Annotated in this window: 18 protein-coding genes; 12 read left to right on the top strand and 6 right to left on the bottom strand. The window is 70.5% G+C overall.

All coding sequences use genetic code 11. The features are described 5' to 3' along the window. The first annotated feature begins 52 nt into the window (after window positions 1-52). The 3 genes from ureA to HPO96_RS08585 are packed head-to-tail and all read left to right on the top strand — an operon-like array spanning window position 53 to window position 3,712. Window positions 53-790 carry an urease subunit gamma gene (ureA, locus tag HPO96_RS08575; protein WP_171672716.1) on the top strand — a complete coding sequence of 246 codons (738 nt, stop codon included), beginning with the start codon at window positions 53-55 and terminating at the stop codon, window positions 788-790. Further along, complete coding sequence (locus HPO96_RS08580; protein WP_171672723.1) at window positions 787-2,454, top strand: urease subunit alpha; 1,668 nt, start codon at window positions 787-789, stop codon at window positions 2,452-2,454. Before ureA ends, HPO96_RS08580 begins: the two co-directional genes overlap by 4 nt. Window positions 2,455-2,467: 13 nt before the next feature. Continuing rightward, window positions 2,468-3,712, top strand: a complete 1,245-nt coding sequence (locus tag HPO96_RS08585; protein WP_171672725.1) for an ATP-binding protein — start codon at window positions 2,468-2,470, stop codon at window positions 3,710-3,712. Here the strand turns inward: HPO96_RS08585 and HPO96_RS08590 are convergent. Then, on the bottom strand, window positions 3,709-4,323 hold the full coding sequence (locus HPO96_RS08590) for a TetR family transcriptional regulator C-terminal domain-containing protein (RefSeq protein WP_171672727.1): 615 nt from the start codon (window positions 4,321-4,323) through the stop codon (window positions 3,709-3,711). The genes HPO96_RS08585 and HPO96_RS08590 overlap by 4 nt on opposite strands. 68 nt (window positions 4,324-4,391) lie before the next feature. On the opposite strand from HPO96_RS08590, the gene HPO96_RS08595 reads away from it, so the two are divergent. The 3 genes from HPO96_RS08595 to HPO96_RS08605 are packed head-to-tail and all read left to right on the top strand — an operon-like array spanning window position 4,392 to window position 9,312. After that, the gene (locus HPO96_RS08595; protein ID WP_171672728.1) at window positions 4,392-5,807 is read left to right on the top strand and encodes an agmatine deiminase family protein; all 1,416 of its coding nucleotides are present in this window, start codon (window positions 4,392-4,394) and stop codon (window positions 5,805-5,807) included. A 41-nt stretch (window positions 5,808-5,848) separates the two neighbouring features. After that, window positions 5,849-6,505: an MBL fold metallo-hydrolase gene (locus tag HPO96_RS08600; RefSeq protein WP_171672730.1), complete on the top strand. Its 657-nt coding sequence runs from the start codon at window positions 5,849-5,851 to the stop codon at window positions 6,503-6,505. Continuing rightward, window positions 6,502-9,312, top strand: coding sequence for a helix-turn-helix transcriptional regulator (locus tag HPO96_RS08605; RefSeq protein ID WP_171672732.1), 2,811 nt, complete (start codon window positions 6,502-6,504; stop codon window positions 9,310-9,312). The genes HPO96_RS08600 and HPO96_RS08605 overlap by 4 nt, the downstream gene beginning before the upstream one ends. Window positions 9,313-9,373: 61 nt before the next feature. Here HPO96_RS08605 and HPO96_RS08610 read toward each other — a convergent pair whose 3' ends face one another. Continuing rightward, entirely contained in the window at window positions 9,374-10,297 is a 924-nt protein-coding gene (locus HPO96_RS08610; RefSeq protein WP_171672733.1) for a hypothetical protein, read from the bottom strand. Window positions 10,298-10,445: 148 nt separating this feature from the next. On the opposite strand from HPO96_RS08610, the gene HPO96_RS08615 reads away from it, so the two are divergent. The 4 genes from HPO96_RS08615 to HPO96_RS08630 are packed head-to-tail and all read left to right on the top strand — an operon-like array spanning window position 10,446 to window position 12,709. After that, entirely contained in the window at window positions 10,446-10,859 is a 414-nt protein-coding gene (locus HPO96_RS08615) for a hypothetical protein (RefSeq protein ID WP_171672735.1), read from the top strand. After that, window positions 10,856-12,085, top strand: coding sequence for a divalent metal cation transporter (locus tag HPO96_RS08620; RefSeq protein WP_171672737.1), 1,230 nt, complete (start codon window positions 10,856-10,858; stop codon window positions 12,083-12,085). The genes HPO96_RS08615 and HPO96_RS08620 overlap by 4 nt, the downstream gene beginning before the upstream one ends. A 2-nt stretch (window positions 12,086-12,087) precedes the next feature. After that, window positions 12,088-12,381, top strand: a complete 294-nt coding sequence (locus HPO96_RS08625; protein WP_171672738.1) for a hypothetical protein — start codon at window positions 12,088-12,090, stop codon at window positions 12,379-12,381. Continuing rightward, a complete protein-coding gene (locus HPO96_RS08630; RefSeq protein WP_171672740.1) occupies window positions 12,368-12,709 on the top strand; it encodes a hypothetical protein in 342 nt (113 codons plus the stop codon). The genes HPO96_RS08625 and HPO96_RS08630 overlap by 14 nt, the downstream gene beginning before the upstream one ends. Here the strand turns inward: HPO96_RS08630 and HPO96_RS08635 are convergent. From HPO96_RS08635 to HPO96_RS08645, 3 genes are all read right to left on the bottom strand, one after another. Beyond that, window positions 12,703-13,266, bottom strand: coding sequence for a DinB family protein (locus HPO96_RS08635; RefSeq protein WP_171672742.1), 564 nt, complete (start codon window positions 13,264-13,266; stop codon window positions 12,703-12,705). The genes HPO96_RS08630 and HPO96_RS08635 overlap by 7 nt on opposite strands. Further along, window positions 13,263-14,174 (bottom strand): diacylglycerol/lipid kinase family protein, encoded by a 912-nt coding sequence (locus HPO96_RS08640; RefSeq protein WP_171672743.1) that lies wholly within the window; start codon window positions 14,172-14,174, stop codon window positions 13,263-13,265. The genes HPO96_RS08635 and HPO96_RS08640 overlap by 4 nt, the downstream gene beginning before the upstream one ends. 101 nt (window positions 14,175-14,275) lie before the next feature. Beyond that, window positions 14,276-14,707: an RpiB/LacA/LacB family sugar-phosphate isomerase gene (locus tag HPO96_RS08645; RefSeq protein WP_171672745.1), complete on the bottom strand. Its 432-nt coding sequence runs from the start codon at window positions 14,705-14,707 to the stop codon at window positions 14,276-14,278. Between the two features lie 112 nt (window positions 14,708-14,819). Here HPO96_RS08645 and HPO96_RS08650 point away from each other — a divergent pair, with 112 nt between their 5' ends. After that, window positions 14,820-17,045, top strand: coding sequence for an RICIN domain-containing protein (locus HPO96_RS08650; RefSeq protein ID WP_171672747.1), 2,226 nt, complete (start codon window positions 14,820-14,822; stop codon window positions 17,043-17,045). A gap of 146 nt (window positions 17,046-17,191) precedes the next feature. After that, window positions 17,192-19,519, top strand: a complete 2,328-nt coding sequence (locus HPO96_RS08655) for a GH92 family glycosyl hydrolase (protein ID WP_171672749.1) — start codon at window positions 17,192-17,194, stop codon at window positions 19,517-19,519. 1 nt (window position 19,520) lies between these two features. Here HPO96_RS08655 and HPO96_RS08660 read toward each other — a convergent pair whose 3' ends face one another. After that, on the bottom strand, window positions 19,521-20,543 hold the full coding sequence (locus HPO96_RS08660) for a LacI family DNA-binding transcriptional regulator (RefSeq protein WP_171672751.1): 1,023 nt from the start codon (window positions 20,541-20,543) through the stop codon (window positions 19,521-19,523). Between the last annotated feature and the right edge of the window lie 50 nt (window positions 20,544-20,593).

Raw genomic sequence — 20,593 nt, forward strand, 5'->3', positions numbered from 1 at the left:
TTAGTTTGGCGTTGACCAAATTTTCAGTCAAGAGCTCGGACGGGACTCCGGAATGCAACTGACACCCACCGAACGTGACCGGCTGCTGCTGTTCTCGGCGGCCGAGCTGGCCCGTCGGCGGCGCGCCGCCGGGGTGCTGCTGAACGTGCCCGAGGCGACCGCGCTGATCGCCGACGAGGTGTGTGAGGTGGCCCGGCGCGGCGGCCGGCACGCGGACGCCGTCCGCACCGGGCAGTCCGTGCTGACCGCGGCCGAGGTGCTGCCGGAGGTGCCGTACGTCGTGCGCAGTGTCGCCGTGGAGTCGGTGTTCGCGGACGGGTCGCGGCTGGTCGTCGTCCGCGATCCGTTCGGGCCGGTGGCCGAGCGGGACGACATGCCGGGCGCTGTCCTGGTCGCGGATCAGCCGCCGGTCGAGCCGGTGGCCGATCTGGTGACGGTCGAGGTGGTCAACACGGCATCCGTGGTGATCTCGGTGACCAGCCACTTCCACTTCTTCGAGGCCAATGCCCGGCTGTGGTTCTCCCGGGCGACGGCGTACGGGCGGCATCTCGACGTCCCGGCCGGCACGCACGTGCGGTTCGAGCCCGGTACGACGACGAGCGTGCGGCTGGCGCCGATCCGGGGTGGCCGGGTCGTGGTTGGGTTCGCCGGGCTGGTCGACGGCCCGCTCGACGAGCCGGGGGTCTTCGAGACCGCGATCGCCCGCGCCCACGAGTGGGGTTTCCTGGACAGTGACCACGCCGGCAACGGCGATCCGGAGTCGGCCGCGGCGCGGGCGGTCGCCCGATGAGTCTCGACCAGCGCGCCCGCGCGGGCGCCTACGGTCCGGGCCTGGGGGACCGGGTTGTGCTGGGGGACACCGGCCTCGTCGTCCGGGTCGACCACGACGACCGGGGAATCGATCGCGACGAAGTCCTGCTCGGCTTCGGCAAGACCGGTCGGGACGGCATCGGCCTGCAGGCGGTGCGCACCAGCGAGTCCTGCGACGTGCTGGTCAGCAACGTGCTGCTGCTCGACCCGGTGCTGGGTATCCGGGCGACCAACATCGGCGTCCGCGACGGTTACGTCGTCGGTATCGGCAAGGCCGGTAATCCGGACACGATGGACGACGTCGATCTGGTGATCGGCAGCGGGACGGCGGTCGTCTCCGGTGAAGGCCTGATCGCGACGCCGGGCGGGATCGACACCCACGTCCACCTGCTGTCCCCGCGCGTCTGCGAGGCCGAGCTGGCCTCCGGCGTGACGACCGTGATCGGGCAGGAGATCGGCCCGTTCTGGGGGGTCGGCGTCGGCTCGGCCTGGATCCTGCGCACCGGGTACGGCGCTTTCGACGACTACCCGCTGAACATCGGCATCCTCGGTCGCGGCTCGTCGAGCCGCCGCGATCCGTTGCTCGAGGCCCTCGAAGCCGGCGTCTGCGGGTTCAAGGTGCACGAGGACACCGGCGCGCATCTGCGCACCCTCGACACCGCGCTGATCGTTGCCGAGGACTACGACGTCCAGGTCGCCGTCCACACCGACGGGCTGAACGAAGGGCTCACGGTTGCCGACACGCTTGCCGTCCTCGACGGCCGCGCGATCCACGCCTACCACGTCGAAGGCTGCGGCGGCGGGCATACGCCGGATGTGCTCAGCCTGGCCGGGATCCCGCATGTGCTGGCCTCGTCGACCAACCCGACGCTACCGTTCGGCCGGGACGCCGTCGCCGAGCACCGCTCGATGATCGCGCATGTGCACGGGCTTCGCGACGACCTGCCCGGCGACCGGGCGCTGGCCGACGATCGGGTGCGGGCCGCGACGATGGGCGCCGAGAACCTGTTGCACGATCTGGGCGTCATTCCGATCACGTCGTCCGACGCGCAGGGGATGGGCCGCGCGGGGGAGACCTGGCGGAGCACGTTCGGCCTGGCTTCCGTGCTGCGCGGGGTGCCGACGAGTGATGACAATGCCCGGGTCCTGCGTTATCTCGCAAAACTCACCATCAACCCGGCGCGGGTGCACGGGCTCGACGATCACGTCGGCAGCCTGGAGCCGGGCAAACTCGCCGACATCGTGTTGTGGCGGCCGGCAACCTTCGGCGCGAAACCCGAGCTGGTGCTCAAGGCCGGCTTCCCGGCCTGGGGCGTGACCGGCGATCCGAATGGCTCGATCGACAGCGCGCAGCCGCTGGTGTTCGGCGCGCAGTTCGGTGGCCACGGCGCGACCGCGGCGGAGTTGTCGGTGCTGTTCGTCAACGAAGCCGCTGCGGCGGCTGGTGTTTCCGCTGTGCCGACGCGGCGGCGGTTGGCGCCGGTGCGCGGCTGCCGCACGGTTCGGCTGGCCGATATGGCTCATCACGGCCGGACCGGCCCGGTGATCGTCGACCCGCACAACGGGCAGACCCGCTTCGAGGACCAGTTGCTGACGATGCCGCCCGTTGACCGGGCGCCGCTCCAGCAGCTCTACCACTTCTGAGGAGAAGGACGTAATGAAGCGCTGGTTGATCCGCGAGTACCACGACGACGACCTGGAGGCCGTCGTCCGGCTGTGTGACACGACGTCCGACAGTCAGCATTCGGTGTTCACGCTGGCCGACTGCATCGGCGTACTGCGGACGCGGCAGCCCGCGGTCGTTGCCATCCGCCACGGCCGGGTGGTCGGGGTCGCGCTGTCGATGGTCTCCGGCGATCGGGCCTGGGTGACCCGGATCGCGATCCCGGACGACCTGCGCGGGCAGGGGCTCGCGAGCGCGTTGCTGCTCGCGCTGGAGACGCAGTTGGTCGAGCGGCGGGTCCGCAGTATCGCGTACGTGTTGCGCGAGGAGGAGCTGCTGGCGCGTGGGCTGGAGAACGCCGGCTACAGCCGCCGGCCAGCCGTCGCCTACTACGACAAGACGATCTCGGTCGACGCGGACCAGGCCGTCGTCCTCGATCGGCTCGGCGGGCAACTGCTGCCGCGCGACCTCTGGGAGCGGCTGGCCGGGATGGATCAGGAGAAGGACCTGATCGAGAAGCGAGTGCTGTTGCCGTTGGCCGAGCCTGAGCTGGCACAGCAGCACGGCGTCGAGCCGCCGCGGGCGATCATCCTGTTCGGGCCGCCGGGGACCGGGAAGACGACGTTCGCACGGGCGATCGCGTCCCGGCTGGGCTGGCCGTTCGTGGAGCTGCTGCCGTCGCAGCTGGCCGGAGACCCGGCCGCGCTGCGGGATGCGTTCGCCGAGGTGACCCAGCTGGAACGGGTGCTGATCTTCATCGACGAGGTGGAGGAGATCGCGGCGACCCGGGACGGCGCGACCGCGCGGCACGGCGTCACGAACGAGTTGCTCAAGCTGATCCCGGCGTTCCGCCAGCACGACACGCGACTGCTCGTCTGCGCGACCAACACGGTCGGCGATCTCGACCCGGCGTTCCTGCGCCCCGGCCGGTTCGACTACGTGCTGCCGATCGGTACGCCGGACCACGGCGCCCGGCGGGCGATCTGGGAGCGGTACGCCGCCGACGGGGTGGACGTCGACGAGCTGGTCGCGTCGAGTGAGCGGATGACGCCGGCCGAGATCGAGTACATCGCCCGGGCCGCGGCGCAGGCGTCGTTCGAACGCGACCTCGATCGGCCGACCGGGATCGGGCCGGTGACCGATGACTATCTGGTTGCCTTGGGCAAGTTGCGCCGGAGCGTCACACCCGAGTTGCTGGACGAGTTCGGCGTCGCGATCGCGGCGTACGCGCGGACCTAATGATCGAGCAACGCATGTGCGGTGGTCAGGCAGAGCCGCCGGACCTTGGCGACGGTCAGACCGGCGGTGCCGAGCGTGAGCCGGATGGACAGGCCGTCGACGGCGGCCGCGAGGACGGCGGCCGCGGCGTCCGGATCCTCGGTGTGGAAGGCGCCCTGCTCGCAACCCGCGCGGATCAGTCCGGTCAGGATCCGGCGCGAGCGCGCGTCCAGCTCCTCGTGCAGCGCGGCGACCTCGGGGTCGAGCGCCGCGCTGCTCCAGACCTCGAACCACAGCACCCAGCCCGGGTCGTGCGGCCGATCGGCGGCAGACAGCTCGACGTACTTCGCCAGCTGTTTCCACGGGTCGCGGATCCGGGCCAGCGTGGCCTCGGCCCGGTCGATGAACGCGTCCTCGGACTGCTGGATCGCCCGCATCAGCAGCACGGTCTTGGAGCGGAAGTAGTAGGAGACATGCCCGGTGCCGACTCCGGCGCGTTCGGCGACATCCGCGACCCGGATCCCGGCCAGACCGCGCTCGGTGATCAGCTCCGCGGCGGCCGTGACGATCAGCTGCTCGCGAGCCGCGCCACGCGATTGCCGTTTCGGTGCGGTGGCGTCCGAATCTGTCACGCTCGGAGCTTATCCACCGCCCGCACCACGAGTAGATTCACAACCACGAACGGGAGCGAGATTTCGCGATGATGGGTCGGCGGACATTTCTGAAGACGGCGGGAGCCGGGATGGTGATCGCCGGGCTGACCGGCTGCGGGCCGGACGAGCCTGCGGCGCCGCCGAAGGCCGCGGCCGGCGGGTACCTGATGCCGGCCGAGGGCGCGCCGCACGAGGTGACCTGGATGGCGTACGGCGCGACGCCCGGCGTCTGGGGTGAGGAGCCGGACACGGCGTACGGGCGGGATCTGACCAACGCGCGGATCGTCGCGCGGCAGGATCTGGTCCGGCTGGCGGCGACCATCTCCCGGTTCGAGCCGGTCGCGCTGCTGGTGAACGACGCAGCCGACGAGGCCGAGGCCAAGCGCTTCCTGGCCGAGATCATCGCCGCGAGCTCGCCCAAGGACCAGGTCGGTCGCGAACTCGACGGCTCCGGGCGGATCTACCTCGGCGACGTCGCGGTCAAGGAGCTGCCGGCGATCCGGACGCATCCGCTCGATCTGGTCCGGATGCCGCTCAACGATCTCTGGGTGCGCGACACCGCGCCGGTCTTCGTCCGGGACGCGTCCGGCGCGCTGCACGCGGTGAACCTGAACTTCAACGGCTGGGGGCAGGCGCCGATCGCCACCGGGCTGGAGGGCTGGCGCAAGGACCCGCGGAAGGCCGCGAACGGCGTCGTCGACCAGCCGATCGACGCCGATCGGGCGGTCGCCGCCGCGATTGCCGCCGACTCCGAGGTCCCCGTGCTGAAGACTTGGCTGACGATGGAGGGCGGTGGGCTGGAGGTCAACGGCCACGGCCTGGGCGTCGCCACCGAGAGCTGCATCCTGAACCCGAACCGGAACCCGGGTAAGCAGAAGGAGGAGATCGAGGTCGAGCTGCGCCGGCTGTTCGGAACCGAGCGGATGCTCTGGATGCCGGGCCGGCCCGGGCTCGAGGTGACGGACTGGCACATCGACTTCCTGGCTCGCTTCACCGCGCCCGACCACCTGCTCTACGCATCCGCGGAGTTCGGCGAGGCCGAGGACAAACGCGATCGCAAGGTGCTGCTCGCGGCGATCGACGAGCTCAACCAGCTGCCCGCCGAGCAGCGGACGAAGCTCCTCGGCGGCGGCAAGAAGCTGACCACCTCGACACTGCCCGAGCCGGACCCGGCCGCGGTCTACAAGACCTACCGCGCCCGCAACACCGCGCTGCCGTTCACTGAACGCGGCGCGGACGAGTTCGCCCAGACGGCCGCGCCCGGCTACATCGGCTACTACGAGGCCAACGACTGCATCGTCCTCGGCCAGTACGGCGACCTGGACACCGACGCCGAGGCGTTCGACATCGTCGCCGACCTGTTCCCGGACAAGCTCGTCGTCCAGATCAGCACCGACGGTCTGTGCACCGGCGGCGGCACGATCCACTGCGCGACCCAGCAGCAACCGACGACCAAATCCTGACAAAGGGCCGCCGGCCCGGCGGTTGTGGATAAGATCCGTCCGTGCGGCAGCTTGCGGAGGGGGTGTTCCAGCTACTGGGCCGGCCGCCGCATTTCATGAACGCGTACCTCGTGGACGACGTTCTGGTGGATGCGGGGACGCCTGCGGCTGGGCGGCGGATCGTGGCCCAGTTGCGCGGCCGGGAGCTGGCCGCGCATGTGGTGACCCATGCGCATCCGGATCATTTCGGGTCCAGTCACGTCGTCTGCGAGGAGTTCGGCATCCCGCTGTGGGCGGGCGCGGACGACGCCGCGGCGATCGAGACCGCGACGCCGGTGCCCGCGGCCGGCTGGCTGCCCGGGCTGCTCGCCAAGGGCAAGATGCCGCCGCCGCACCCGGTGGCGCGGCGGCTCGTCGAAGGCGACCAGGTCGGCAGCTTCGTCGTCCTCGATGTGCCCGGCCACTCGCCCGGGCACATCGCGCTGTGGCGCGAGTCCGACCGGACGCTGCTCTGCGGCGACGTGTTCTTCCGGCTGCCCAAGGTCTCCGCACCCTGGAACTTCCTGACCTTCGATGTCGTGCGCAACCATCAGGCGATGCGCCGGCTGGCCGCGCTGCGCCCGGCGCTGGTGCTGTTCGGGCACGGCAAGCCGCTGCGCGATCCGGACCACCTGGCCCGGGTCGCCGCCGCGCTGCCCACTCCGGCCGGGGCTGAATGAGCGGCACGCTCGAGCGGCCGGACGAACTCGGCCGGATCGCCGCTGCCCTGGACGCGGCCCGCGCGGGTGACGGCAAGGTCGTCGTGATCGAGGGCGAGGCCGGGATCGGCAAGTCCCGGCTGGTCGCCGAGGCGCGCGCGATGGCCAAGGAGCGCGGGTTCGTCCGGATGCAGGCGATCGGCGACGAGCTGGAGAGCGCGCTCGCGTGGGGCGTCGTCCGGCAGCTGATCGAGCGCTCGATCTCCCGGTACGCCGGGGAGACCCGGGCCGCGATCATCGCCGGACCGGCCGGACGCGCGCTGGAGGCGCTCGACAAGGCCGCGCCGGACGCCGGGGACGCCGAGGTCGCGCGGACCATGCACGCGCTGTGGTGGGTCGCGGTCGATCTGGCCGCGCCGCGGCCGTTGCTGATCAGCATCGACGACGCGCAATGGTCCGATCCGCCGTCGCTGCGGTTCCTGTCCTACCTGTCCAAGCGGGTCGCGGATCTGCCGATCGCGCTCGTCATCGCGACGCGCCCGCCGCCGGACCGGATCGGCCCGCTGGCCGAGCTGACCGTGGCCCGGCACGTCGAGCGGTTGTTGCCCCGGCCGCTCAGTCGCGACGGCATCGCCGTCCTGATTGCCGAGCGCAGTGCGGCCCCGGCGACTCAGGTGGTTGACGCGGTGCTGGCCGCGAGTGGCGGCAACCCCTTCCTGGCGGAGTCGCTCCTTGACGAGCTGGCTGTTCTCGACCGGCAGTTGAGTGACCCGGCGACGGCCGAGACCGTGCGTGGTCTGGGGGCGAGCGCGGTCAGCCGGACGTTGTTGTCCCGGTTGTCGCCGACCGCGCTCACCCTCGCGCAGACCGTTGCCATTCTGGGCGCGCGGGCTGATATTTGGGCGGCCGGTTCGGTCGCGCAGCTGACCGAGCCTGCGCTGGCTCCGGCGGTGGACGAGTTGGTGGCCGCGCATGTGCTGACGGTCGAGTCGGCGCAGCTGAGCTTCCTGCATCCGGTCATTCGCGACTCGGTCAGCGCGACGCTCGGCCCGCTGGAGCAGGCGGCCCTGCACGGGCGCGCCGCGCAGGCGTTGTGGACGTCGCGGGCACCGGCCGACCGGATCGCCGCGCACCTGATCCAAGCGCCCGCCGGGACACTCGCCGAGGCGGTCGCGGTCTTCGGGGACGCCGCGACGATGTGCGCCACCGCGGGCGACGTCCGGAAGGCCGTCGACTACCTGACGCGTGCGCTGGAAACCGAGCCTGGTAACGCGAAACTGCAAGGGCTGCTCGGCAAGTTGCTGCTCCGGGACGGCGATCCGGCGGCCGCGCGGCGGTACCTGCTGGCGGCGGCCGACGGCAGCACCGGCCGGGATCAGGCCGAGCTGCTCGGTACGGCGGCGACCGCGACGGCCGCGATCGACGGCCCGGTGGCCGCGGTCGGCGAGCTGATGGATGCGCTCGACGCTTGGAAAGGCGCCGAGCCGGACCGGTTGGCGCTTGATGCGCGGCTCGGCATCGTCCGGTCGTATCTGCCGGCCGAGCGCCGGAAGGCGTCCCAGCATCTGCGCGGGTTCGCGAGCTTGCCGGGGGAGACGCCTGACGAGCGGATCCTGCTCGCGTTGCTCGCCCAATGCGGTCGCTACGAGGTGAGCCCGGCGGCCGACGTCCGGCGGACGGCGGAGCGGGCGCTGCGGCACGGCGCGTTGCTGCGGGACTCGGTGGGCCAGGCCGATCCGTTGGTCGGTTGGCTGCTCGCGATGATGTCGCTGATCGCGGCCGACGGCGTCGACTCGGCGCGGGAGGAGATCGCCGGCGCGCAGGACTGGGTCCGCCGGAACGGCTCGCCGATCGAGTTCGCGATGGTGGCCAACGTCGCGGACTTCCTGGCCTGGCGCTGCGGTGACCTGCCCGCGGTCGAGGCCGACGCGGACGGCGTACTGGCGGCGGTCGCACCCGAGGATCTGACGCCGCAGGTGGTGGCGATCCGGGCGACCGCGGTGACGTTCGCGGCGTACGCGGCCGTCGAGCGCGGTGATCTGACGGCCGCGCAGACGATGATCGCGGAGTTCGACGAGTACGCCCGGAACGCGCCGCGGGTGATCGCCGCGATGTGGCTGCAGGCGACGCGGGCGCGGATCGCGCTCGAACAGGATGACCCGGCCGCCGCGCTGGAGCACGCGTTCCGGTTGCGCGACGAGATGGTCGCCGCCGATCTGGATCCACCGGCTGTTCCCTGGCGGACGCCGGCCGCACTCGCTCAGCTCCGGCTGGGCGACGAAGCGGCGGCGCGGGAGCTGGCTTCCGATCAGCTGGACCTGTCGCGCCGCTGGGGTGCGCCGTCCGATCTCGGTGCGGCATTGCGGCTGAGTGCGAAGGTCGACGTCGGCCAAGGGGCCCGGCGGGTGGAGACGTTGTCCGAGGCGGTCGCCGTCCTCGAGCGCTCTCCTGCGCGGCTCGAGTTGGCCCGGGCGCTGGTCGATCTCGGTGAGGCGTATCGGGTGGTCGGCCGCCGGTCGGATGCCCGGGAGACGTTGTTGCGCGGCGGTGAGTTGGCGGCCGCGTGCGGAGCCGTCGTCCTGCAGTCGCGAGTCGTGGAAGTCCTGCAGGCGCTGGGGGATCGGCCGCGGGCGCTGGTCGCGCCGGGCCAGGATTCGCTGACGGCCAGCGAGCGCCGGGTGGCCGGGCTGGCGGTCACCGGGCGCAGCAACCGGGATATCGCGCAGGAGCTGTTCGTCTCCCCGAAGACGGTGGAGAACCACCTCGGCCGGATCTACATCAAGCTCGGGATCACCGGTCGCCGCGAGCTCGGCCGCGCGCTGGCCTGAACGCCGGTACGAGCGGCCCCCTCCCTCCAAGGGCCGCTCGTACTCAGGTGCTGCGGGCCGATCAGCCGACCGGCGGCGCGGTCTCGAACCAGTTGAAGGCCTCGACGTACTGCAGGGTCGTGCCGGTGTAGTTCTCACCGAACAGTCGCCAGTAGGTGTGCTGCTTGATCGTCTCGACGCCGGTCTCCTTGTCGACCGACTTGGTCCGGATCGCGACCCGGTACAGCGTCACCTTCTCGTCGCGGACCTGCGACTGGGTGTCCTTGTAGCCGGGGCTCTTGTGGTCGTCGGAGCGGGCCGGGTCGTGCAGGGTCAGCTCGACCTTGCCCGAGGCCACGTCGCCCTTGGCGGCGACGACGGTGACCGCGTGCCCGCCGGTGCGGGTGTGGGTGTTGTCCTCGTTCAGCACATACCGGCCGTACCAGAGCTGGACCGGCGCCTGCCGCAGCCGCTTCGCGATCTCGAGCCCGAACTCCGGCACGTTGTCGGAGCTGGTGCCGCCGCGGTTGACCGTCCAGCCGCTCGCCTTGGCGCCCTCGGTCGCCGCGTCGAAGGCCGCGCGGTTGCCGCTCGCGCTGGAGCCGCTCGGGTTGGCGCCCATCCCCGCCTTGTAGCCGAGCCAGCCCAGCCAGGCGGTGGTCTCGTCGTAGTCGGCCGGGTCGTGCGGGTCGTACTCGGTGAGCAGCTGGCCGTTCGGCGTCACCCGCATCGGCAGGCCCTTGTGCTCGCCGAGGTAGTACATCGCGTTGAAGAGCGAAGTCGGACCGCAGTGCACGCTGCCCTCTTTGGCCAGATGCGTGCGGAACTGGTCCGCGTCGGTCACGTCGCACAGGTTGACCGCGAACTGCGGGCCGGTGACGTCCTTCTGCTCGGTGCACGGCCCCTGCAGCGGCAGCCCCGCCGCGGTGGCGCTCACAGCCGGCAGCACGGTCCCGGCGACCACAGTTGCCACCCCGGCCAGTACGGCGATCCCTTGACGCTTCATTTCGGTTACCCCCAGGTTGTTCGGTGTCGGCGTTTTTCGCCGTGCCACCAATCTCCCGTGGGAGGCACCCCCCAGGCATGAGGGTCGATCCCTCATCTGTGGGGGTGGGGGTTGCCGGGGTGGGCACTGGGGGCTGGTGGTGAGATGGATGGGCGCGGTGCTTGCGACGGCGCTGCTGGCGGCCGGATGCGCGAGTCCGGAGCAGAAGCTCCGGGACGCTGCCGCACAGGCCGGGAGGGAGGCGGCGTCGGAGGTCGGGACGGCGCGGCTGGCGGTCGAGCAGTTGCAGGCGGGGCAGTTGTGGGCGCAGCCTGCGGGACAGGTGGTCGGTGACGCCGAGAAGGGCGTCGAGCAGGCGGCGAGTTCGTTCGCGGCGCAGCAGCCGACGTCCGATGAAGCGCAGCGGCTGTACGACCAGGTCACCAAGGCGCTGGACGACGCGACGCAGGCCGTGACGTCGGTGCGGATCGCGCTCGGCAACGGCGACCTGGACCGCGCCGGGCGTCAGCTCGCCGGACTGCGGGTGGCGGCCGATCAGTTGCGCCGGATCGGGGAGCTGTGAAGAAGCTCCTCGCTGTCACGCTGGGGATTCTGACCGCCATCGGCGGGTTCGTCGATATCGGCGACCTGGTCACGAACGCGCTGGTCGGCGCGCGGTTCGGGATGCACATGGCGTGGGTCGTGGTGGTCGGCGTGATCGGCATCTGCCTGTACGCCGAGATGTCCGGCCGGGTCGTCGCGATTTCGGGGCGGCCGGTGTTCGACCTGATCCGGGAGCGGCTCGGGCCGCAGACCGGGCTGGTCACGCTGGTGGCGTCGTTCCTGGTCACGCTGCTGACGCTGATCGCGGAGATCGGCGGCATCGCGCTCGCGTTCGAGCTGGCGAGCGGCGTGCACTATCTGCTCTGGATGCCGCTCGCGGTGTTCGCGGTCTGGCTGGTGATCTGGCGGGTCAAGTTCTCCCGGCTGGAGCAGGTCTTCGGGCTGCTGGGGTTGTTGCTGATCGTCTTTGCGGTCGCGCTGTTCAAGCTCGGGCCGGACTGGGGCAATCTGCTGAGCCAGGCGACGTCGCCGCACCCGATCGGTTCGGAGAACTGGGCGACGTACGCGTACTACGGGATCGCGCTCTTCGGGGCCGCGATGACGCCGTACGAGGTCTTCTTCTTCACGTCCGGGGGAGTGGAGGAGAAGTGGACGCGGCGCGATCTGGTCACCGCGCGAACGAACGTGTTCGTCGGCTTCCCGCTGGGCGGACTGCTGTCGCTGTCGATCATGGGGTGTGCGGCCGTGCTGTTCCTGCCGGCCGGGATCCAGGTCGGGACGCTGGGCCAGGTGACGCTTCCGGTAGCCGTTGCCCTGGGCAAGCTCGGGCTGGCCGTCGTCCTGATCGGGGTGTTCGCGGCGACCTTCGGCGCGGCGCTGGAGACGGCGCTGTCGTGCGGGTACACGATCGCGCAGTACCGGGGCTGGCAGTGGGGCAAGTTCGTCCGGCCGCGGGAGGCGTCGCGGTTCCACGTGGTGATCATCATCTGCCTGGTGCTGGCGATGCTGACGCTGGTGACGGCGGTCGATCCGGTCAAGGTGACGGAGTACTCGGTGGTGTTCGCCGCGATGGCGCTGCCGCTCACCTATCTGCCGATCCTGATCATCGCCAACGATCCGGACTACGTCGGCGCCAACACCAACGGCCGGCTGCGTAACGCTTTCGGGCTCTTCTATCTCGGGCTGCTGGTGGTCGCGTCCCTGGCCGCCATACCGTTGATGATTCTCACGAAAGCGGGGCAATGACCATGGCCGGACGGGTTCTGCACGCACAGCTGCATCTGCTGGATCGGCAGCTGATCGACCAGGCCGATGGTCACCTGGCCGGCAAGGTGGACGACGTCGTCCTCGACCTGGACGCCGATCCGCCGGTCGTCACCGCGCTCGTCTCGGCCCGCCGGGAGATCTCCGCGCGCCGGATCACCGACCTCGGCACCGCCGTCACCGTCGATGCCGAAGGTCTCGACCTGGACCGGTACGACGACCGCGTCGAACGGGCCGTGATCGACAAGATCCCGGGGGCCGGTCATGCGGCTGAATGAGCTGTTGGGGCACCGGGTGGTGGATGCGTCGGGCGCCGAGGTGGGCGGGGTGGCCGACGTCCGGCTCGTCCAGGACGGCCCGCTGCTGGCGGCCAGTCACCGGGCCCTTCGCGTCGACGGGCTGATCATCGTCGAGCATCGGCACACCCGGCTCTTCGGCTACGAACGCCACGTCGGCCCCGACCTCCTCCGCCGCCTGGTCCACAGCTGGCTCGGGGCTGTTTGGTACCTGCCCTGGGACCACGTCACGGCGATCGCCGACGGCACGGTCACCACGCACCGAAGCCGGGCCGACCTGCGACCCCTGGAAGACCTCGCCCGCTACTGACCGGCGTCTCGAGCTGCTTGCTCCACTCGCGCTCGATGCACCGCCCACTCTTCGGCGGTCCGCTCGGTGCCACCGACGACGCCGTCCAGCTCCTCGCGGAGGATGTCCGCGTGGCCGGCGTGTCTGCTGGTTTCGGTGAGTAGGTGGACGAGCGCGTTGAAGAGCTTGATATCCGGCTGCGGCCACCACGGCACGTGCCCGGGGGCGTCGATGGGCAGTTTCTCGATCGTCTCGTCCGCGAAGGCGCAGGCCCGGCGATAGCCGTCGAACACGTCGGCGCGGGTTTCGGTGGACGGCACCCACAGATGGTCGTGGCTGACGTAGCCAGGGTCGAAGAAGCTCGGGAGGCCGTCGGGGTAGGGGCGGTCGAAGACCTCGCCGAAGTAGCGGGCCTCGCTCTGGCCGAGGTGTTTGACCAGACCGAGCAGGTTGGTGCCGGTGCGGGTCATCGGGCGGCGGACGACGTACTCCGAGAGGCCCTCCAGCTTCGACAGCAGGGAGTCGCGGGTGTAGCGGAGGGCGTTGTGCAGGTTGGTCTTGGCGAACTCGTCGATCATGCTTCGGTCTTGGGGGAGCGGACGGTCAGGGCGTTGGGGGCTACGACGGCGGTGAGGGTGCGGCCGGGGGTGGTGGGGTCGCCGTCGAGCTGGCGGCGCATGGGCTCGGCGGCGGTGACGGTGATCCGGCGGCCGGCGCGGCGGTGGATGTGCGGGTCGCGGACGTCGCTGCGACTCAGGATCCGCCAGACGACGCGCGGCCAGTGCGACAGCCGGTTGGGGCTGAGGACGACGACGTCGATCAGGCCGTCGTCGGGGCGCGCGTCCGGGATCAGGGCGATATCGGCGGTCAGCGTGCCGACGTTGCCGATCACGACGGTGCGCGCGTGCCGGACGAAGGGTTTGCGGTCGTCGACGGTGATCGAGACCTTGACGGCGGACTGGTTCAGGTTGCGGGCCAGGGCGACGGCGTACGCCGCCCAGCCGATCCGCTTCTTCACCGGGTCCGGGGCGTCCTCGATGATCGCGGCGTCCAGGCCGAGACCGGCCATCACGGTGAACCGGTCGGCGGGCAGCTCGTCGCCTTCGACGTCCGCGAGATCGATCGTCCGATCGGCGCCGTCCAGCAGTTCGGTCAGCGCGACGTCGACGGTGAGCGGGATGCCGAGGTTGCGGGCCAGCAGGTTGCCGGTGCCGGCCGGCAGGATCACGAGCGGGATGCCGGTGTTCGCGAGCTCGACGCAGACCACCCGGACCGTCCCGTCGCCACCCGCGACGATGACCAGGTCGACCCCCTCGTCCACCGCCTGCCGCGCCATCCCCTGGCCGGGGTCGTCGACGGTGGTTTCCATCCAGACCGGCTCGCCGTACCCGCGCTCCCCGACCGCCGCCGTCACCGCCGCCCGCAACTGCTCGACATCTCCGACCTTGACCGGATTGACGACCACGGCCACCCGCTTCGAACCCATAACGCCCTCTCCTCGACTGCTCGATCGTGCCCCCGATCAGCCGAGCTGAACCTCAGGCCCCCCGCAGACTACGCCGAACCACCGACCCGAGCAGCAAGACATCAGCGGGTGACGCGGGTGATGTTGGCGCGGTCGTCGGGGTCCTGGCTGGGGTTGGTGGCGAACCAGGCGTCGAGGATTTCTTGGAGGAGGGGTTCGGAGGTGAGGCGGAGGCTGAGGGCGAGGACGTTGGCGTCGTTCCAGCGGCGGGCGCCTTCGGCGGTGTAGGCGTCGGTGCAGAGGGCGGCGCGGATGCCGGGGACCTTGTTGGCCGCGATCGACGCGCCCGTCCCGGTCCAGCAGCAGACGACGGCCTGGTCGGCGCGGCCCTCGGCGAGCTCGCGGGCGGCGGTCGCCGAGCAGACGGCCCATTGCGGGTCGCCGCCGTCGCGGAGGGCGCCGTACGCCGTCACCTCGTGGCCGCGGCGACCCAGCTCGGCCACGAGGGCCCGCGCGACGGGCTGGTCCATATCCGACGACACCGCGATCCGCATAACTCGACCCTAGCTGGTTCCGGAACCTGGCGAGACTTCGGTCAGATCTTGAATTAAGTGTGGGAATCCGCTTTCCTGAGCACATTCGCCGCCCAGGAACGAGGAGAACCCCATGTCCGGAGTCGCCCCACTCCGTCCGCCGCCGCGCGTGCGCCGGCGCCGGATCGCCGTGATCGCGACCGCGCTGGCCGGTGTCGTCGCCGGTGGTCTGACCGTCGTCACGACGTCCCCGGCGGTCGCGGCCATCTCGCCGACCGCGTGGAACACCGTCACCGCCAAGCACAGCGGCAAGTGCCTCGACACCCGCAACGCGGCGACGGCCAACGGCACCGCCGTCCAGCAGTTCGCCTGCAACACCTCGACCGCCCAGCAGTGGCAGTTCCAGCCGACCAGCGGCGGCTACGTCCGCATCAACGTGCGGACCAACCCGGCCCAGGTCGTCGACGTGTCGAACGTGTCGAACGCCGACAACGCGCTCCTGCACCTGTGGGCGTACGGCGGCGGCAACAACCAGCAGTGGCTGCCGGTCGAGGAGGCCGACGGCAACTACCACTTCGTCAGCCGGCACAGCGGCAAGTGCCTCGACGTCCCGGCCGCCAACACCGCGGACAACGTCCAGCTCGTGCAGTACGCGTGCAACGGCAGCGCCGCCCAATCCTTCAAGGTCACCTCTGTGGATGCACCGCCGAACCCTCCCGGTACGCCGGACCTCGGCCCGAACGTCTCGGTCTTCGACCCGTCGATGCCGGCCAGCCAGATCCAGTCGCGGCTCGACCAGGTCTTCAACCAGCAGGAGGAGAACCAGTACGGCGAGCAGCGGTACGCCCTGCTGTTCAAGCCCGGCACCTACAACGTCAGCGCGAACGTCGGCTTCTTCACCCAGGTGGCCGGTCTCGGTCTGACGCCGGGCAGCGTGAACATCAACGGCGCCGTCCACGTCGAGGCCGACTGGTTCCCGCCGCAGAACGCCACGCACAACTTCTGGCGCGGCGCCGAGGGCCTCACCGTGACTCCGCCTGGTGGGTTGGACCGGTGGGCCGTCAGCCAGGCGTCGGCGTACCGGCGGATGCACCTGAAGGGCAACCTCGCGCTGGACGACGGCGGCTGGTCGAGCGGCGGTTTCATGGCCGACACCATCGTCGACGGCCAGGTGCGGTCGGGCAGCCAGCAGCAGTGGCTGTCGCGGAACACCCGCTGGGGCAGCTGGACCGGCCAGAACTGGAACATGGTCTTCGTCGGCGCCGAGAACGCGCCGGCCGGCAACTTCCCGGAGCCGCCGTACACGAAGGTCGCGCAGACGCCGATCATCCGGGAGAAGCCCTACCTGTACATCGACGCCGCGGGCGCCTACAAGGTCTTCGTCCCGGCGCTGAAGTCGAACTCGGCCGGCCCGGGCTGGGCCAACGGCAACCCGGCGGGTCAGTCGCTGCCGATCGAGCAGTTCTACATCGCCAAACCCGGCGTCACCGCGGCGACGCTGAACGCCGAGCTGGCCGCCGGTAAGGACCTGCTGTTCACGCCGGGCGTCTACAAGCTCAGCGACTCGCTGCGGATCAACCGCGCGAACACCGTCGTCCTGGGCCTCGGCCTGGCCACGATCATGCCGACCAACGGCACCACCGCGATCTCGGTCGCCGACGTGGACGGCGTCAAACTGGCCGGCCTGCTGATCGACGCGGCGCCGACCAACTCGCCGCTGCTGATGGAGCTCGGCCCGGCCAACTCCTCGGCCGACCACAGCGCCAACCCCACCTCGCTGCACGACATCTACTACCGCATCGGCGGCTCCGCGGTCGGCAAGGCCACCGAGACCCTGCGCATCAACAGCGACGACGTCATCCTCGACCACACCTGGCTCTGGCGCGGCGACCACTCGTTCGGCGTCGGCTGGAACACCAACACCGCCGACACCGGTCTCGTGGTCAACGGCGACGACATCACGGCCTACGGCCTGTTCGTCGAGCACTACCAGAAGTACCAGACGATCTGGAACGGCGAACGCGGCCGCACCTACTTCTACCAGAACGAAATGCCCTACGACCCGCCCAACCAGGCCGCCTGGATGAACGGCTCCACCCGCGGCTACGCCGCCTACAAGGTCGCCGACCACGTCAACACCCACGAAGCCTGGGGCCTCGGCTCCTACTGCGTCTTCACCTCCGACGCCTCCATAGTCGGCGAACGAGCCATCGAGACCCCCGTCAAACCCAACGTCAAGTTCCACAACATGGTCACCATCTCCCTCGGCGGCCGCGGCACCATCGCCCACGTCATCAACAACACCGGCGGCCCCTCCAACTCCACCACCAACAAGGCCCAATGGGTGAACTTCCCATAACCACCTGACGATCAGCTCGGCGTCCCCGCTCCTCGGGGGCGCCGAGTTGCGTTTCCGCGGCGAACATTTGCGCAAAGGTCGTCGGGGGTTGGGGGTGGGCGTTTAGGTTGGCTGCGACTTGGTGCCTTGGTGAAGGGGTCGCTGCGATGCGGTTTGTTGCTGTTGGGCTGGTGCTGGCTTTGGTGGCGCCGGTGGGGCCGGCGACGGCGGTGGGGGATCCGGCGGCGGCTGTGGATCCGTTGATCGGGTCGTTGCGGGACGGGACCACGTGGCCGGGGGCGGTGCGGCCGTTCGGGATGATTTCGTGGAGTCCGACGAGTACTCGGGGGGATCAGACCGGGACGGGGGCGGCCAACGGGTATCAGTACGACGTGACTCGGGTGCGGGGGTTCAGCCTGACGCACTTGAGTGGGGCCGGGTGCAATCCGGGGGCGGCGGGAGACGTGCCGATCATGCCGTTCGTTGGGGCGGTGGACTCTTCGCCGACGGCTGATACGACGGATGCGAAGTACGCGTCGAATTTCAGTCACGCGAACGAGAAGGCGGTGCCGGGGCGGTACACGGTGACGCTGGATTCCGGGGTGAAGTCGGATCTTTCGGTGACCACGCGGGCCGGGGTGGGGGAGTTCACCTTCCCGGCCGGGCAGGCAGCCAACTTGTTGTTCCGGACGTCGAACTCGCTCAACGGGAGTGAGGACGCCGAGGTGACGATCGATCCGGCGCGGCGGAAGGTGACCGGGTCGGTGCTGACCGGCGCGTTCTGCGGACGGCGTGCCAACGGCGGTGTGAACAATCGGAAGACGTACTACCGGCTGTACTTCACGGCGTCGTTCGATCAGCCGGTAGTTGCCAACGGCACCTGGAAGAACGGCGAGCTGGCGGCCGGGAGCACCCATGCGACCGGGGGAGAGGGCTATGCGACCGGCGCCGATCGAGCAGGGCGGGGCTCGGGCGGGTACGTGACGTTCGTGCCGGGCGCCAAGGTGCGGATGCGGCTCGGCATCTCCTATGTCAGTCTGGCCGGCGCCGAGCAGAATCTGCGGGCCGAGTTGCACCCACGCGCGACGGTCGATCAGGTCGCCGCCGAGGGGTACGCCGAGTGGCGGCGCGAGCTGCGCTCGGTCGCGATCACCGGCGGGACCGAGGCGCAGCGGACGACGTTCTACACCGCGCTCTACCACGTGCTGCTGCAGCCCAACATCTTCAACGACGTCGACGGCCGCTACCTCGGCTCCGATTTCAGGATTCACCGGCTTGCGCGCGGTCAGAAGGCGCAGTACGGCACGTTCTCCGGCTGGGACCAGTACCGCGCGCAGATCCAGCTGCTCGCCCTGCTCAAACCGGACGTCGCCGGTGACTTCGCCCAGTCGATGTACCAGTTCGCCCAGCAGAACAAGGGCATCTGGGACCGCTGGCTGCACAACAACGGCCCGACGCACGTGATGACCGGCGACCCGGCCGCGCCGACGCTCGCGACCTTCGCCGCGATGGGCGTCACGAACTTCGACACCCGCGGCGCGTTCGCGTCACTCGCCCGGCAGGCCCGCGTGCAGAACCCGGACGCCGAGAACGACGGTGGTTGCCCAGGGCAATGCACCGGGCAACGACCCGCGCTGAACACTTACCTCGCCATGCAGTACGCGCCGCAGGACGCCTGCCGCTGCTGGGGCGGCGCCGCCGAGACCCTGGAGAACGCGCTGGCCGACTACTCGCTGGCGCAGTGGGGTCAGCGCCTGGGCGCCGACGTCCGCGATCTGAAGGACCGCGGCAGCTGGTGGAAGAACACGTTCGACCCGGCCGTCGGCTACCAGCGGGCCCGCAGGGCCGACGGTAGCTGGGAGCCCGGCTTCACGCCGTCCACCCAAACCGGTTTCGCCCAAGGCTCCAGCGCCACCTACACCTGGATGGTCCCGCAGGACGTCCCCGGCCTGGCGCAGGCGATGAACGGCCAAGCCGTCAGCCGCCTGGACGCGTTCTTCCACGACGAGAACGGCAACTGGGCCGTCAAGGGCGGCAGCGCGCTGCGCTACGACCCGACCAACGAGCCCGGTCTGCACACACCCTGGCTCTACAACGGTCTCGGCGTCCCGTCGAAGACCCAAGCCACCACCCGCGAGATCGTGGACACCGTCTACGGCACCGGCCCGGCCGGTCTGCCCGGCAACGACGACCTCGGCACGCTCTCGGCCTGGTACGTCTTCGCCGCGATCGGCCTGTTCCCGCAGACCCCTGGCCGCGCCGAGCTGCTGGTCGGCAGCCCGCTGTTCCCGAAGGTCGAGCTGCGCCGCAGCAACGGCGTCCGCCTGACCGTCGAGGCCCCGGCGACCTCGGATGCCAACCAGTACGTCGAAGCCCTGTCCCTCAACGGCCGGCCGCGCGCCGAATCCTGGCTACCGGAGTCGTTCGTCATCCACGGCGGCCGGATCGTCGCGCGGATGACCGACACCCCAGCCGCCTGGGGAGCCCCGCGCTGATCTAGCGGACGCAGCCGCAGGATTCGCGGTGCATGATCTCGACGGGCAGGCGCATCGTCTGCGCCGGCGCGTCGGGGTCCTGCATGCGGCGGACCAGCAGCTGGACGGCGCGGGCCCCGATCGCCGCCGACGGTTGAGCGATCGTGGTCAGCGCCGGGCTGAACAGGTCCGCCCAGGGAAAGTCGTCGAAGGCAACGAGCGCCATGTCGTCCGGTACGCCGACGCCCGCGGCATGGAGGGCGGCCAGCGCGCCGATCGTCATCCCGCTGTTCCCGGTGAACATCGCCGTCGGCGGCTCCCCGAGTTGCAGCAGCTCGCTGGTCGCCCGCCGTCCGCCCGGACTCGACGAGTCGCCGACCCGGACCAGATCCGGGTCGACGCGCAACCCGGCCCGCTCGTGCGCCAGGTGGTACCCGCGCAGCCGCTCGGCGCTCGTGGACAACCCGGGGATGCCGCTCAGCATCCCGATCCGCCGATGCCCGTGCCGGATCAGGTGATCGATGACGGCGATCGTCGCGGCCTCGTTCTCGACGCCCACCTGATCGACGTGCAGCGCCGGGTCGATCCGGTCCACCATCACGAACGGCAGCCCCTGGTCGCGCAGCAGCGGCAGCGTCGTCCCGCGCCAGTCGGCCGCCGGTGAGATGATCAGCCCCTCGAGCCGGTGCGCCAGCAGGTTGGCCACCGAGCTCGACTCGTACCGGGCGTCGTCGCGGGTGTCGACGATGACCAGACTCAGCCCGGCGCGCGTCGCCTCGCCGTCGATGCCCTGGATGAGGTCCACCCAGTACGGATTGTTCGCCACCGTGATCGCCAGCCCGATCGTCCGGTTCCCGCCGGCCGCCAGGGACCGCGCAGTCGGCTGATGCTCGTAGCCGAGCGCACGCATCGCCTGCTGCACCCGCTCCCGCGTCTCCGCGGCCACCGCCCGCGTCCCGTTCACCACATGCGAAACCGTGCTCACCGAGACGTCGGCTGCCAGGGCGACCTCGCGCATCGTGACGCGGTCGAAGGTGTCGGCCATACCCACATCGTCGCAGGCGGACCAACTCGGCCGAAGCGCCGGGACAGCTC

This window comes from Kribbella sandramycini (assembly GCF_013131805.1).
Classification (GTDB): domain Bacteria; phylum Actinomycetota; class Actinomycetes; order Propionibacteriales; family Kribbellaceae; genus Kribbella; species Kribbella sandramycini.